Source organism: Rossellomorea sp. LjRoot5, from assembly GCF_964253455.1.
In the GTDB taxonomy this organism is placed as follows: domain Bacteria; phylum Bacillota; class Bacilli; order Bacillales; family Bacillaceae_B; genus Rossellomorea.
The window spans coordinates 1,459,452-1,474,327 of the sequence record NZ_CAXUQN020000001.1 but is presented as its reverse complement, the minus strand read 5'-3'; the positions used below and the strand labels follow the sequence as shown (position 1 = coordinate 1,474,327).

General features: G+C 43.1%; 12 protein-coding genes. 1 reads left to right on the top strand and 11 read right to left on the bottom strand.

Annotated elements, in window-relative coordinates:
• Positions 1-9 precede the first annotated feature (9 nt).
• Together ccsA and hemA are read right to left on the bottom strand one after the other, a co-directional pair.
• Positions 10-843 (bottom strand): cytochrome c biogenesis protein, encoded by an 834-nt coding sequence (gene ccsA / locus ACSQ2E_RS07500; RefSeq protein ID WP_060670925.1) that lies wholly within the window; start codon positions 841-843, stop codon positions 10-12.
• A gap of 15 nt (positions 844-858) precedes the next feature.
• A complete protein-coding gene (hemA, locus tag ACSQ2E_RS07495) occupies positions 859-2,211 on the bottom strand; it encodes a glutamyl-tRNA reductase (RefSeq protein WP_435989971.1) in 1,353 nt (450 codons plus the stop codon).
• A gap of 398 nt (positions 2,212-2,609) precedes the next feature.
• On the opposite strand from hemA, the gene ACSQ2E_RS07490 reads away from it, so the two are divergent.
• Positions 2,610-3,095 carry a LiaI-LiaF-like domain-containing protein gene (locus ACSQ2E_RS07490; RefSeq protein WP_435989970.1) on the top strand — a complete coding sequence of 162 codons (486 nt, stop codon included), beginning with the start codon at positions 2,610-2,612 and terminating at the stop codon, positions 3,093-3,095.
• Positions 3,096-3,138: 43 nt separating this feature from the next.
• Here ACSQ2E_RS07490 and ACSQ2E_RS07485 read toward each other — a convergent pair whose 3' ends face one another.
• The 9 genes from ACSQ2E_RS07485 to tig all read right to left on the bottom strand — a co-directional run bounded on the left by ACSQ2E_RS07485 (position 3,139) and on the right by tig (position 14,798).
• The gene (locus ACSQ2E_RS07485; RefSeq protein ID WP_435989969.1) at positions 3,139-3,879 is read right to left on the bottom strand and encodes an amino acid ABC transporter ATP-binding protein; all 741 of its coding nucleotides are present in this window, start codon (positions 3,877-3,879) and stop codon (positions 3,139-3,141) included.
• Between the two features lie 16 nt (positions 3,880-3,895).
• On the bottom strand, positions 3,896-4,543 hold the full coding sequence (locus tag ACSQ2E_RS07480) for an amino acid ABC transporter permease (protein ID WP_034757145.1): 648 nt from the start codon (positions 4,541-4,543) through the stop codon (positions 3,896-3,898).
• An 84-nt stretch (positions 4,544-4,627) separates the two neighbouring features.
• Positions 4,628-5,410: a transporter substrate-binding domain-containing protein gene (locus tag ACSQ2E_RS07475; RefSeq protein WP_435989968.1), complete on the bottom strand. Its 783-nt coding sequence runs from the start codon at positions 5,408-5,410 to the stop codon at positions 4,628-4,630.
• A 307-nt stretch (positions 5,411-5,717) separates the two neighbouring features.
• The gene (yihA, locus tag ACSQ2E_RS07470; protein WP_224519403.1) at positions 5,718-6,302 is read right to left on the bottom strand and encodes a ribosome biogenesis GTP-binding protein YihA/YsxC; all 585 of its coding nucleotides are present in this window, start codon (positions 6,300-6,302) and stop codon (positions 5,718-5,720) included.
• On the bottom strand, positions 6,302-8,623 hold the full coding sequence (gene lon / locus ACSQ2E_RS07465; RefSeq protein ID WP_435989967.1) for an endopeptidase La: 2,322 nt from the start codon (positions 8,621-8,623) through the stop codon (positions 6,302-6,304). Before lon ends, yihA begins: the two co-directional genes overlap by 1 nt.
• A gap of 172 nt (positions 8,624-8,795) precedes the next feature.
• Positions 8,796-10,448, bottom strand: a complete 1,653-nt coding sequence (lonB, locus tag ACSQ2E_RS07460; protein ID WP_435989966.1) for an ATP-dependent protease LonB — start codon at positions 10,446-10,448, stop codon at positions 8,796-8,798.
• A 445-nt stretch (positions 10,449-10,893) separates the two neighbouring features.
• Positions 10,894-11,610 (bottom strand): diphthine--ammonia ligase, encoded by a 717-nt coding sequence (locus tag ACSQ2E_RS07455; protein ID WP_435989965.1) that lies wholly within the window; start codon positions 11,608-11,610, stop codon positions 10,894-10,896.
• A 77-nt stretch (positions 11,611-11,687) separates the two neighbouring features.
• Positions 11,688-12,959 carry an ATP-dependent protease ATP-binding subunit ClpX gene (clpX, locus tag ACSQ2E_RS07450; RefSeq protein WP_435989964.1) on the bottom strand — a complete coding sequence of 424 codons (1,272 nt, stop codon included), beginning with the start codon at positions 12,957-12,959 and terminating at the stop codon, positions 11,688-11,690.
• A gap of 552 nt (positions 12,960-13,511) precedes the next feature.
• Complete coding sequence (gene tig / locus ACSQ2E_RS07445; protein WP_435989963.1) at positions 13,512-14,798, bottom strand: trigger factor; 1,287 nt, start codon at positions 14,796-14,798, stop codon at positions 13,512-13,514.
• Positions 14,799-14,876: the final 78 nt, after the last annotated feature.

Here is a 14,876-nt window from a genome sequence, read left to right as displayed (position 1 = left end):
CCTGAAAACTTATGAATACCAGAAATGAAATGAAGACAACCGACTAGCTAAGAAAAAGTTGATTAATATAATCAAGAAGGCTGCCACATTAAGAAATGCTAATGATTTACCAAAGACATTCTTTTTAATGCGAAGGTATAAATAACTGCTATATAAAATTAATAGAATGAATGATCCTATTATCTTTGGATCATACCATAGAAACTCAGGAAGCTTGATATATGCCCACTGCAACCCTAAAATCAGGCTCAACAGAAGCATCGCAACCCCGATGGAATTAGAGATATAGGATATCTTCTCAAGCTTGGACAAATCACTGATCCTCCATAACCTCTGCCCCCATTTTTTCTCCTTCAATAATTTAAACTGGAGAAGATAGAGAAGGGAAAACACAAAGGAAAGACTGAAGGCCCCGTATGATAGGATGGCCATCGTAATGTGAATCAGTAATAACTCCGATACCATCTGCTCTGCCATCGCCTGGGACTCCACCTGTACCGGTGCGAAAGTATGGATCGCCATGATGATGAATCCGAGAACATTTGTAAAAAAGACAGTGAAGTCCACCCTTAGCAATCGGTTGATGATAAGGGACAGGGTGATGAGTACCCAGGCATAAAAATAAAGTCCCTCAAAGATGGTGAGGACCGGAAACCTGCCTGTATTCATCATGTATAGAAATAAAAAGATTGTTTGAAGGACCCAAACAATCGCAAGTAACCAGAAGGCAAACAGATTCGCCTTCCGGTTTTTGTTTAAGAAATCTATAAAATAGAAGAGAATACTAATAGCATACAGAACAATCATAAGTTCGTGCAGCCTGGTCATCGTTTGTTCAAACATCGACATTAACCTCACTTACGCTTGAAAAGAGGGTTGTGGTGTAAAGCTATGATCGCTCTCAGTCTTTTCGTTGGCTGCTTTCACTTGTTTCTGCTCTAACACTTGTTGTTCAATGTTAAAAATATTGATGAATAGATTCAATTTATCTTCTGCATCCGGAAGACCGGCAAATTCCTTCGCCTGGAGGATCGGATCTTTTAATAGCTGATTAATGATACTCTTCGTGTGTTTATTCAATACTTTGCGTTCCCTGTCTGAGAGGTCAGGCATTTTCCGTTCGATACTTTCCATCGTATCTGCCTGTATGGCAAGTGCTTTCTGTCTGAGAGCGGAAATGACAGGTACCACACCGAGCATGCTCAACCATTCTTTAAACGCAATAATTTCTGCTTCAATCATGATTTCGATTTGTTCAGCCGCTTTTTTGCGTTCCGCCAGATTCGCCTGGACGATGCCTTCCAAATCATCGATATCATAAAGGAATACACTCTCGATCTGCCCGATTGCCGGATCTAAATCCCTCGGTACCGCAATGTCCACCATGAATAGGGGACGGCCCTTCCTCATGCTTTCCACATGGGACATCATTTCTTTCGTGATGACAAAATCCTTTGCTCCCGTAGAACTGATCATGATATCGGCTTCTACAAGGGCGCATTGAAGCTCCTGCATCGTTTTCGCATTCCCGCTGAAACGCTCTGCAAGGCTTTGGGCTTTCTCATATGTGCGGTTGATCACGGTCACCTTGGTGGCTCCGCTGCCATGGAGATTCTTGATGGCAAGTTCCCCCATTTTCCCGGCCCCAAGTATGAGGACATGCTTACCTTCCAGACTGCCGAATACCTTTTTAGCTAATTCAACAGCCGCATAGCTGACTGATACCGCATTGGAACCAATCTCTGTTTCCGAGTGACCCTTCTTGGCAACAGTGACCGCCTGCTTGAACAGGTGATTAAATACGGTACCCGTCGCTCCCGATTCCTGTGCATTCAGGAAGCTTGAACGGATTTGACCAAGGATCTGGGTTTCCCCGAGTACCATAGAGTTCAATCCACAGGCAACCTTAAACAGGTGTTCGACCGCTCCTTCTTGTTCATAAATGAACAGATAAGGCGTGAACTCCTCTTTATCTATATCAAACCATTGAGATAAAAAATCTTTAATATAATAACGACCTGTATGAAGCTGATCCACTACCGCATAAACTTCCGTTCTATTACATGTAGAAACAATCACATTTTCAAGGATGCTTTTCTTTTCCTTTAATGCTTTCATTGCTGAAGGAAGATCAGTTTCGTTGAAAGATAAACGCTCACGAATCTCTACAGGGGCCGTTTTATAATTTAAACCAACGACTATTGTATACATGCTATGCACTACACCCCCAAGTAAAATCATTACTGTTATTATAACATGTCCAAATAAGTCCTCAGGCCCTGAAATGTGAACAGAAATTGAAACCTGTGCTACATTTAAGGGGTAGAACCTAATGCTTCTTCCGGGACTTGCTAAACATTCATTTCATCAGTACATTTATAAAGAAGAAAGAAATAAACATGAAAGCATTTTCAATTCTTCGTAAATCTTTTAAATTTCGACATTTCCCTACTCATGTAGAGTACCAAAACAAGCCTAAAGAATCAAGTAATGGAAAGGTTTCTCACTATTCAACGGGACATAGGGATTTATTTTTCATATTATGTGCCATTTTCCCTTAAATAATAGGAATTAAAACCGTCATTTTACTAATTTTCAGGAGGAAAAGTATGAAACAGCAGCGGATATTCCCCGGAATCATCTTAATTGGCTTTGGCGCTTACTTTTATTTACAGCAGGCAAACATTGTATTGTTTCAGGAATTTTTCACCTGGCCCACCTTGCTTATCATTGTCGGACTGGCTTTTCTCGGTCAGGGATATGGAGGAAGGGATTATGAAGCCATCCTCCCCGGTACAATCCTGGTTGGATTCGGCTTGCATTTCCATGTGGTCAATAAGCTTGACGTTTGGCCGGATCATATGGGAACTTTCATTCTCATCATTGCTCTCGGATTTCTTCTAAGATATCAGAAGACACGTGCAGGCTTATTTCAAGGAGTGCTCTTTTTGACACTCTCTATCATTCTTCTATTCTCTGATAAAGTGGTGCGATGGTTCGGTTTCATTGAAGGAAGCGTGGGAAGCGCCTGGGAATTCTGGCCCATCGTCATTATCGGGATCGGTGTCTATTTATTATTTGCAAGAAAAAAGTAGGCACGAAAAAGCCCGGATTGGCATCCGGGCTTTTTCACGTTTATTAGAGAACCGAGTCCAAGAATTCTTTCGTCCTCTGCTCTTTTGGAGAATGGAACAATTCCTGTGGAGGCCCCACTTCAACGATACGGCCATCATGCATATAGACGACCCAATCGGCCACTTCACGGGCAAATCCCATTTCATGGGTCACGACGACCATCGTCATTCCTTCTAAAGCAAGCTCCTTCATGGTAGCGAGTACCTCACCGACCAATTCCGGATCCAGTGCCGAAGTGGGCTCATCGAACAGCATGATATCCGGTTTCATAGCAAGGGCCCTCGCGATGGCAACACGCTGCTTCTGTCCTCCTGAAAGCTTGGACGGATAGACATCTTCTTTATCCCCCAGGCCGACTTTCTTTAACAGCGCTTTGGCATCCTTCCTTGCTTCCGCTTTAGAGACACCCTTTACATACACTGGTGCCTCCATTACATTTTCCAGTACGGTTTTGTGGGGGAAGAGATAGAAATGTTGGAAGACCATTCCTACCTTCTGACGGATTTTATTCAAATCATGGGTATCCTGGTTGACTTCATCCCCTTCGATGACAACCTTCCCGTTATCTTTCAGTTCGAGGAAGTTTAAGCAGCGAAGCAATGTACTCTTCCCTGATCCACTGGCTCCAATGAGGCAAACCACGTCACTTTCCCTTACGTTGATATCAATATCCTTCAATACATGCAAATCACCAAAGGATTTATTTAATTTTTCTACTTTAATCATTTCCTGACTCACACTCATCCCTCCCACTTCATTCTTAATCACTGATAGACATTCGTTTTTCAATTACATTGACGATCGTTGAGAATAGTAATACCAGAACGAGGTAATAGATCGCTACAACGAGCAGATACGTCATATAATCAAAGTTATTCGAACCGAGTGTCGTCGCCACGCTGAACAATTCAAACATCCCTATGAAGGAAGCAAGGGATGAATCCTTCAATGCAATGATGAATTGATTTCCAAGGGGCGGCAAGGCACGCCTGAATGCCTGAGGAAGGATGATCCTTCTCATGGACAGGCCAAGTGACATTCCAAGGGAACGTCCCGCTTCCATTTGCCCTTTGTCGATGGATTGAATGGCCCCCCGGAAGATTTCTGCGATATACGCTCCATTATGGAATGCAAGACCCATGACGACAGACCAGAAGCCTGAAATATTCAATGAAGTCAACCCGAAATAGAAAATGAAGATTTGAACGATTAATGGTGTACCCCTTACAACGAAAATGTATAAATCCGCAATGAGGGACAAAGGTTTGATCCCTGATATCTTAAGGAAAGCGAAAAACAAACCGATTACAATCGCAATCAGGACAGATACAAAGGTTAATTGGAATGTCAGCAACATCCCTTTAAGAAAAACATCATATGTACCGGCAAAGGTTTCTAAAAAGTGCATGGACTTCCCTCCGTTCTATTTATTTCCCATTAAGACAAAAAGCGAATGCGCATAGAAGCACATTCGCTCTGTGTCATGCTGCTCTTACTCTTTCTCAGGATCTGATGTAATGTCTGTTTTGAAATATTTTTCACTGATTTTCTTTAATGTACCGTCTTCTCTTAATGCTTCTAGAGCTTTATTGACTTCTTTCAATAGTTTTTCATTATCTTTACTGACGGCAATCGCCTGTTCACTGCGTCCGATCAGTTCACGCGCTTCGATGTCGAGGCCCGCAGCAATCGCTTCTTTACCTGTGATGAAGTCTGTAATGACGGCATCATGTTTTCCTTTGTTTAACGCTTCGAGTGCGACAACGTCACTATCATACGCCTGAATTTTATCGGTTACTTCTTTGGCAGTATCTGAATAAGTGGACCCTTTGGATACGGCAATTTCCTTGTCCTTCAAATCATCCAGGGTTTCAACATCGCTGTCTTTGCGGACGAAAATCTGGGGACCTGAATAATAATAAGGAGTTGAGAAGTCTACTTCTTTCAAACGGTCCTCCGTGATTGTATGACTGGCAACCGCCACGTCGAAACGTCCGGATTTAACCCCTTCTACAATCCCTGCAAATTTAAATTTCTTCTGCTCGGGTTCAAGACCCATTTCCTTTGCAACTGCATCTGCCACATCAATATCGAAACCTGACATGGTTCCATCATTATTCGTCACACTGAATGGCTTGAATTCACCTGAAGCTGCATAAACCAATTTGCCTTTCTCCACTAACTTCGCACCACTCTTTGTTGTAGCTTTGTCTCCGCATGCGGATAGAAGAAGTGCAGCAAGTACTAACAAGATTAGGCTTTTCCAATTCTTCACTGTCTAGAGTCCCCCTTATGTAGCTTGTAATATTTTTAATCTTTCATAATTTTATCAACAAAAGAGAAAATTCTCAAAATTCAAATATAGCTTCCACAGCTTATAATTATCCATTTTGGTGGATGAAGATGATTCAGCTTGATTACAGATACATATGCGTCCCTATCCTTTCATTTCCTTTCATATGCTTTGACCCTATAGGCCAAAAAACCTTATACGGACTTCGGTAGACCTTCTTTATTACTACTTTTCAGCTATAGCAAAAAAAGAACCGATCTCCACATATGGAAATCGGTTCTTTCTGAGATTATTTATAGTACGACTTGATGGCGTCCCAGGCTTTGTCTTTTCCAAGGCCTGTTTCGGAAGAGAACATGATAAGGTCGTCTTCACTGTCCATATTGAGGGTCTCTCTTGTGACTTTCAGGTGCTTCTGCCATTTGCCTTTGGGGATCTTGTCCGCTTTGGTGGCAATGACGATACATGGAAGTCCGTGATGCTTGAGGAAATCATACATCATCACATCGTCTTTGGTCGGGGCATGGCGCAGGTCCACGATCAGGATGACCGCCCTTAGCTGCTCACGGGAAGTGATATAGGTTTCAATCATCTTCCCCCATGCTTCCCGCTCTGTTTTGGATACTTTGGCAAAACCGTAACCGGGCACATCTACATAATAGAGGGTTTCTTCTATTTTATAAAAGTTCAGCGTCTGGGTTTTACCAGGCTTGGATGAAATCCTCGCCATGCTCTTCCTGCCGATCATTTTATTGATGAATGAGGATTTCCCTACGTTTGAGCGCCCCGCTAAGGCAAACTCAGGAAGGATATCGCCAGGGTATTGTTCTGGCCTGACCGCACTGATGACTAACTCAACTTGATTTACTTTCACTACTTTTCACCTACTAATGCTTTCTCTAAGACTTCATCGATGTGGGATACAAGGATGAACGTTAATTCTCCCCTTACACTTTCAGGAATATCATCTATATCCTTTTCATTATCTTTCGGAAGGATAATCGTTTTAATCCCGGCACGATGTGCGCTTAATGTTTTTTCTTTCACTCCCCCGATCGGAAGGACTCTTCCTCTCAGGGTCATTTCACCTGTCATCCCGACTTCACGGTTCACGTATTTCCCTGTCAAGGCTGATACGAGTGCTGTCGTGATCGTGATCCCGGCTGAAGGACCATCTTTCGGGACTGCTCCTTCGGGAACGTGGATATGAATATCGTGTTTCTCGTGGAAATTCTCATCAATCCCAAGTTCCCCCGCCTTCGAACGTACGTAGCTGAAGGCTGTTTGAGCAGACTCCTTCATGACATCTCCCAGTTTCCCAGTCAGGACAAGCTTCCCTTTACCCGGTGCAAGGGATACTTCAATTTGAAGGGTATCTCCGCCCACCGTCGTATAGGCAAGACCAGTTGATACACCGATCTGATTTTCAATTTCTGCCTGGCCGTAACGGAATTTTCTCTTCCCAAGGAACTCTTCTATATTGCTTGAAGTGATCACAACTCGCTTCTTATCCCCCGAAACGATGATCTTCGCCGTCTTTCTGCAAAGAGCGGCCAGCTGGCGCTCCAGGCTCCTTACACCGGCTTCCCTGGTATAATAGCGGACGATATCAACGATTGCTTCATCTCTCACTTGAAGCTTCGATTTGGATAAACCGTGATCTTTGATCTGCTTTTCCAGTAAATGATGCTTCGCGATGTTTAACTTTTCAAGTTCAGTGTAACCCGCTATCGTAATGATTTCCATCCTGTCCCGGAGTGGTCCCGGAATGGTTGAAAGGTCATTTGCCGTTGCGATGAACATGACTTTTGATAAGTCGTATGTCTCTTCAATATAGTGATCACTGAAGTTTGAATTTTGTTCAGGATCCAGTACCTCAAGCATCGCAGAAGAAGGATCCCCCCTGAAATCACTGGACATTTTATCGATTTCATCGAGAAGGAACACAGGGTTGATCGTACCTGCCTTTTTCATCCCGCGAATGATCCTTCCGGGCATGGCTCCTACATACGTACGTCTATGACCCCTGATTTCGGATTCATCACGAACGCCTCCAAGGGAAATGCGGACAAAATTCCGCCCCAGTGATTCAGCAACGGAACGGGCCAAGCTCGTTTTCCCGACTCCTGGAGGTCCTGCGAGACACAGGATCGGTCCTTTCAGAGATTGGGTCAATTGCTGAACGGCAAGATATTCGAGCACTCTTTCCTTAACTTTTTCCAGACCATAATGATCCCGGTTTAAAATCTGTTCAGAACGCTTGATGTCCAATTGATCTTCCGTTTCGGTGGACCATGGTAAAGAAACGAGCCACTCGATGTAATTTCGGATCACAGAGCTTTCAGCAGAGCTTGAAGGCACTTTCTCATAGCGGGCGAGTTCCTTTAATGCCGTAAGTTCCACCTCTTCCGGCATATTGGCCTGTTCGATCTTTGCGGTTAAATCTTCAATTTCACCCGTTTTACCTTCTTTGTCACCCAACTCTTTTTGAATGGCTTTCATTTGCTCACGAAGATAATACTCTTTTTGGGTTCTTTCCATTGATCGTTTAACACGCTGCCCGATTTTTTTCTCTAAGCTCAGCACTTCTTTTTCATTGTTGATCGTTTCGATTACCATTTGAAGCCGCTTCTTAATATCGAGTGTTTCCAGGACATTTTGCTTTTCCTTCATTTTGAGGGGGAGATGGGATGCCACGATATCCGCGAGCCTTCCCGGTTCTTCAATATCCGAAACGGTTGAATACGTTTCGGCTGAAACTTTTTTTGATAGCTTTATGTATTGTTCGAAATAGTTCAATAACGTCCTCATCAAGGCGTCTGTTTCCGATTCCTTATCTGCAGAATCATGGAATTCCTTCACCGTTACTTCATAGAAATCCTTTTGCCCGGTGAATGAAGTAATCGACGCACGGTTCATTCCCTCGACCAGCACCCTGATGGTCCCGTTAGGCAGTTTGAGCATCTGCTTGACTTTCGTCAGGGTTCCCATCTCGTAGAAATCTTCCTGTGTTGGCTCATCTATATTCATATCTCTTTGAGTCGTTAAGAAAATTAAATGATCATCCATCATGGCTTTTTCTAAAGCCTGAACGGAGCGCTCACGTCCAACATCTAAATGCAAGACCATTGTTGGATACACAAGTAAGCCTCTCAATGGAAGGAGGGGAACCGTTAAATTATTTTGCTTTGCCACATATAACACCTCCGAATTTTGCTCATGAGTCTTTGTACAATTCTAACTTATTTACTAGGTAGTGTCTATCAAATAGGTATTTACAACTTTATTCGAAAGGGGTCTCGCTTATTCCCTTTCCCACCCTATTCAAAAACAAACCGATTCGGATAGACCCGAATCGGTCAATAGTCTATACACTTTTCTTATTTTGTTCAGGAACGCTCTGGGGAACTTGGTCCTTCATCAAGGCAAGGTCAAGCACTTCCTTAAGTTGTTTGACCGGAACCACTTCAATTCCCTCAATCTCTCTCAACATTGCCTGTTGGTTGTCGTAAGGAATGATGGCCATGGTCGCCCCGGCGAGTTTTGCACCCTTGACTTTAGGATACACGCCGCCGACAGGTTTTACGAATCCATGAATACTGATCTCCCCTGTAACAGCAATCGTATGCTTGATTGGTATCCGGTAAATGGCCGAGTAGATCCCAAGAGCCATGGCAATTCCCGCAGAAGGTCCGTCGACCGGCACTCCGCCCGGAAAGTTCACATGTATATCATACTGATCGGCAGGTACTCCCATGGAACGAAGGACGGTGATCACATTTTCGATCGAGCCTTTCGCCATACTTTTTCTTCTGATGGATTTACTCCGATCACCGATGCTTTCTTCTTCCACGATTCCCGTCACATTGATAGTACCCTTATCGGCAGCTGGAATCACGTTCACTTCAATTTCAAGGAGAGAGCCGGTATTGGGTCCTGTCACGGCTAACCCATTGACCAGACCAATCGCTGCTTCTTCATTGATTTTTTTCTGATAGCGCGGGGACAGCTGACTGGATTGAATGATCCACTCGAGTTCATGATCATAAATTTCTTTTCTATTTTCTGTGATGGCGACACCGGCAGCAATCTGAACCATATTGACTGCTTCACGTCCGTTACGTGCATAAGATGCAAGGGTTTCAAGCCCTTTGTCACTGAGCGTCATTTCTACTTTCTCAACAGCACCTGCCGCTACTTTTTTCACTTCATCATGTTCAAGCTCCCTGAAAAAAACTTCCATGCACCTGGAGCGGATCGCCGGAGGAAGTTCATTCGGTGTACGGGTTGTGGCACCGATCAAGCGGAAATCTGCCGGTAGGCCATTTTTGAAAATATCATGGATATGGGTGGGAATTTGATGATTTTCTTCATTGTAGTACGCGCTTTCAAGGAACACTCTGCGATCTTCTAACACTTTTAATAGCTTATTCAATTGAATGGGGTGCAATTCCCCGATTTCATCAATGAACAATACGCCTCCATGGGCATTCGTCACAGCCCCTTGTTTTGGCTGTGGGATCCCGGCCTGTCCCATGGCTCCTGCCCCTTGATAAATGGGGTCATGAACGGAACCAATCAGAGGATCGGCAATTCCCCGTTCATCGAATCGTGCCGTTGTGGCATCCAGTTCAACAAAAACAGCAGAAGATCTAAATGGAGATTTCATATTTTTCTTAGCTTCCTCGAGGACCAAACGGGCTGCTGCCGTTTTCCCGACACCGGGCGGTCCATAAATGATGACATGTTGGGGATTCGGACTGCATATCGCTGCTTTTAATGCTTTAATTCCATCTTCCTGGCCGACAATATCTTCAAAGCTTGAGGGTCTTACTTTTTCAGCAAGGGGCTCGGTTAATGAAATGGATCTCATCTTTCTGAGTTCTTCCATCTCTTTTTTTGATTCACGGTCAATGGAAACTTTTTGCGTTCGCTGATTTTTTAACAGGTTCCAGAAGTACAATCCAATGATGATTCCGAAGAATAATTGGATGAATAAAGCGATGCTCGTAAAGCTCATACGTCTCCCTCCAAGTAGATACAAGTTGTTATCGGTTAGTATCTCCTTGACCTTATGGGAATAAACAAAAAATTTCGGTGAGTGGCTGGTTTAAAAAGGGATAAAAAAATGGATAGTCCTTTTAATCCGTTACCTAGCGTGTGCTGGTTGATTTCCGCTGCAGGTGCTCGCTTTCCCGGCTGCAAGTGGTGTCTGACTTTGTCCAGCTCCGGCGGCTAGCCCCTCGAGGTCATAAGCTAAATGGTCCAAGAAGGCAAAAAACGCCTTCCCGGCCCATTCATCTTATGCTTGTCGGGGCTGAGCAAGCCGCCTCCGCTTTTCGTTGTTTCCCGCAGGAGTCGAGCACCTTCCGCTACAATCAACACCCGGTCTTCAAATTAAGTGTATTTAAAATTTTTTCATTTTCCTATTTGTCCTTACACTTCTATGTAAATCTCAAGTATCCCTAGAGTCGATTAATAAGCTCAATTCCATCTTTCTTCTCTACTAATCGACAATCCTCTATATCCAAAGACCATAGTCCGGAGTTCAAGACGACTCCTGATTGCACTATATGTACTTTTTTAGAGAAGATGGGACCGTCCAGGACGAAGGTGTGGTATTCACCTGCTTCTCCCATGACGCAGCAGCTTTTCATATGGTGGATATCCTTATAAAATTCCTGATCGAGCATCCTCCCTGCCCATGAGTGGTCAAATATTTTGTCGGAAGCCCTGCATATGACTGCGGAGAATCCAAGGGTGATGAATTCTTTCAACAATTGACTACTTTCACCCTCCGATACCCATACGGGGAATGAGGGTTTCAACCCCGCTCTCAATGTCACTTCTTCATTCCATTTTCTGTCGTCTTCAGCATATAAGCTCCCGAAGACTATTTCTTCTACCCCTTTATCCTGCTTTAATTCCGTTAATGCCTGAATGAGGGCATGTTCATAATCATCACCCGAATTCACCAATACGAGAGGAATTCCCAATGCTTTTGCCTGCTGTTTCACGATTTCCAACCGCAGACCATGGGCATGATTCCGTTCATGTTTTTCAGAAACCATGGATACAAGGCACACTACTTCATGTTCATTTTTTAACGTACGATACAAAGCCAGACACCCGTCTTTCCCCCCACTCCAGCTAATTGCCACCTTGGTTTTCTTATTGTCCAATTGTCCCATCTCCTCTATATGTTCAGCCGTAAAAAAAGCCAAGAATGAATGATCATTCTTGGCTTTTTTTTGAGCTATTAAGCTGATGTCTTTTCTTCGTTTGGATCGATCATGGTGCCATCCTCAAGCATTAAATGAGGAGCCGCATCATCAAGGATCGTCTCTTTCGTAATGATACATTTCTTAATATCATCACGGGAAGGAAGATCGAACATCACATCGAGCATCATTGTTTCGATGATGGATCGCAGTCCACGTGCACCTGTTTTACGCTCAATCGCTTTTTTAGAGATTTCAAGCAGGGCATCTTCTGTGAACTCAAGCTCGACCTCATCCAATTCAAGCATTTTTTGGTATTGTTTTACCAATGCGTTTTTAGGTTTAGTCAGGATTTCAACCAGTGCTTCTTCATCAAGAGGCTCAAGGCTTGAAATGACCGGTAGACGACCGATGAACTCCGGAATTAATCCGAACTTCAATAAGTCTTCAGGAAGAACTTTAGAAAGTAGCGACTTATCTTCTTTCACTTCAGCGTTTTTAGGATCAGAACCGAATCCGATTATCTTTTGACCTAAACGGCGTTTGATGATTTGTTCAATACCGTCGAATGCTCCACCGCAAATGAATAGGACATTGGACGTATCGATCTGAATGAACTCCTGATGAGGATGCTTGCGTCCGCCTTGTGGTGGAACACTTGCTACCGTACCTTCAAGAATTTTCAAGAGGGCTTGTTGAACCCCTTCACCTGAAACGTCTCTCGTGATGGATGGATTTTCGGATTTCCTTGCCACTTTATCGATTTCATCGATGTAGATGATTCCCTTTTCAGCTTTTTCTACATCGTAGTCAGCTGCCTGGATCAGTTTAAGTAAGATATTCTCTACATCTTCCCCAACGTAACCGGCTTCTGTTAAAGAAGTCGCGTCCGCGATGGCGAAAGGAACGTTAAGAATACGAGCCAGCGTTTGGGCAAGGAGGGTTTTCCCGCTACCAGTTGGTCCAATCATGGCAATATTACTCTTAGACAATTCAACGTCATCGACTTTACTGCTGGAGTTGATACGCTTGTAGTGATTGTAGACAGCTACTGCGAGTGATTTCTTCGCCTGGTCCTGTCCGATGACGTATTCGTCCAGGATTTCCCGGATTTCACGAGGTTTCGGTACGTCTTTAAATTCTACTTCTTCTTCTGTACCCAGCTCTTCTTCTACGATTTCTGTGCAAAGCTCGATGCACTCATCACAAATATACACACCTGGTCCAGCCACTAGTTTACGAACTTGATCTTGTGTTTTTCCGCAAAAAGAACATTTTAATTGCCCTTTTTCATCATTAAATTTAAACAATGATTTTCACCCCTTCGTTAAAACTTCATAAAATCGTGCTCTGTTTCATCAAACGAACGATTCCTTACATCCCTATTACCTAAAGTTATGTACTGCATTTTATCATATTATATGTTCGTAAAGAAATGGATACGATTCTTAAGAATCATCTTATTATGTATCGTGCATTTTAGCAAATCTTTTACATTGCTTAAGTTTATTTTGTCCAATTGAAGTCAGGTGATGTAAGGAATCTTATTATGTATGTTCATGCTGAAAAGTAACCCCGTTTCATAAGCTTTTTCCAAAAATAGTGGTTCTTATTCTTAATTGATGGAGAAAGTTTCTTAGTCAATAGAGTATAGTATTTTGGCTCATTTTGCCAACGAAACAAAAAACGCCTGGAGCAAGCTCGTTTGCTCATTCGCTTTTTGTTTCGGTGGCAACTTTTCAGCTCTGCTGAAAAGCGTGTGAAACGTTCGTTTCACACGAATGAGCCAAAATAAGGTGTAATAAAGACCGTTCATTGTACAAAACAAGGCACGAATGATTCGCGCCTTGTTTCTATTTTTATTATGCTACAGTTTTGCTGTTTTCAACAAGGAATTCTACTGCTTTACGAACTTTAAGGTCAGCTTTAAGTGTGTCAAGGCCGCCTAGTGCTTGTTTGATGTTGTCAGCAGTCATATTGTATTGTTCAGCCATTTTGTTTACTTCTTCTTCTGCTTCTTCGTCGGTTACTTCAAGATTTTCCGCTGCCGCGATTGCTTCAAGTGTCAGGTTTGTGCGAACGCGTTTGCCAGCGTCTTCTGTCATTTGACCGCGAAGATCTTCTTCTGTTTGACCAGAGAATTGGAAGTAAAGATCAAGGTTCATACCTTGCATTTGCAGACGTTGTTCGAATTCCTGCATCATACGGTCTACTTCAGCTTTCACCATTACGTCTGGAATTTCAACTTCAGCATTATCAGAAGCTTTATTTACAAGAGTTTCACGAACCGCTGTTTCAGCTTCGTTCTTTTTAGACTCTTGAAGGCGTTTTTCGATTTTTTCTTTTAGTTCAGCAAGCGTTTCAACTTCTTCGTCAGCGTCTTTTGCGAACTCATCATCAAGTGCCGGAAGTTCTTTCGCTTTGATTTCGTGTACTTTCACTTTGAATGTAGCAGGCTTGCCAGCAAGTTCAGCTGCGTGGTATTCCTCAGGGAAGTTTACTTCAACTTCTTTCTCTTCTCCTGATGCAACCCCGACTAATTGCTCTTCGAAGCCTGGGATGAATTGACCAGAACCTAATTCAAGTGAGTAGTTCTCAGCCTGACCGCCTTCGAATGCTTCACCGTCAACGAATCCTTCGAAATCCATTGTCACTGTGTCGCCTTCTTCAGCTTTTCCATCTTCTTTAACAGCAAGCTCAGCTTGTTTCTCTTGAAGTGAAGTAAGTTCTGTTTCAACGTCTTCAGCTGTTACTTCTGTTTCCATTTTTTCTACTTCAAGACCTTTGTAGTCGCCAAGTTTCACTTCTGGTTTCACTTGTACTTTAGCAGTGAAGATCAGCTCTTTTCCTTTTTCCATTTGCTCGACATCGATTTCAGGACGGTCGATCGGATCGATTCCTGTTTCTTCGATTGCTTTCGCATATGCTTCAGGTAAGATGAAATCCAATGCATCTTGGTAAAGTGATTCTACACCAAAACGTTTTTCGAACATTCCGCGAGGCATTTTCCCTTTACGGAATCCTGGTACGTTCACTTGTTTCACAACTTTTTTGAATGCTGCGTCCAAACCTTCGTTTACTTTTGCAGCTTCTACTTCAATTGTAAGTACTCCTTGATTTCCTTCTTGCTTTTCCCATTTTGCAGACATACTGTTCCCTCCAACAAATCTATAGTTGATCTTATTTTTTTACGCATAGTAGTAGATAGTCCCGTGTGAATCTAGCAC

Bases quoted from the DNA above. Each gene is read 5' to 3' on its own strand.
- lonB (WP_435989966.1), bottom strand. From the start codon at position 10,448: ATGAGCTTTACGAGCATCGCTTTATTCATCCAATTATTCTTCGGAATC.
- tig (WP_435989963.1), bottom strand. From the start codon at position 14,798: ATGTCTGCAAAATGGGAAAAGCAAGAAGGAAATCAAGGAGTACTTACA.
- ACSQ2E_RS07485 (WP_435989969.1), bottom strand. From the start codon at position 3,879: ATGAGTGTGAGTCAGGAAATGATTAAAGTAGAAAAATTAAATAAATCC.
- ACSQ2E_RS07490 (WP_435989970.1), top strand. From the start codon at position 2,610: ATGAAACAGCAGCGGATATTCCCCGGAATCATCTTAATTGGCTTTGGC.
- ccsA (WP_060670925.1), bottom strand. From the start codon at position 843: ATGTTTGAACAAACGATGACCAGGCTGCACGAACTTATGATTGTTCTG.
- ACSQ2E_RS07480 (WP_034757145.1), bottom strand. From the start codon at position 4,543: ATGCACTTTTTAGAAACCTTTGCCGGTACATATGATGTTTTTCTTAAA.
- hemA (WP_435989971.1), bottom strand. From the start codon at position 2,211: ATGTATACAATAGTCGTTGGTTTAAATTATAAAACGGCCCCTGTAGAG.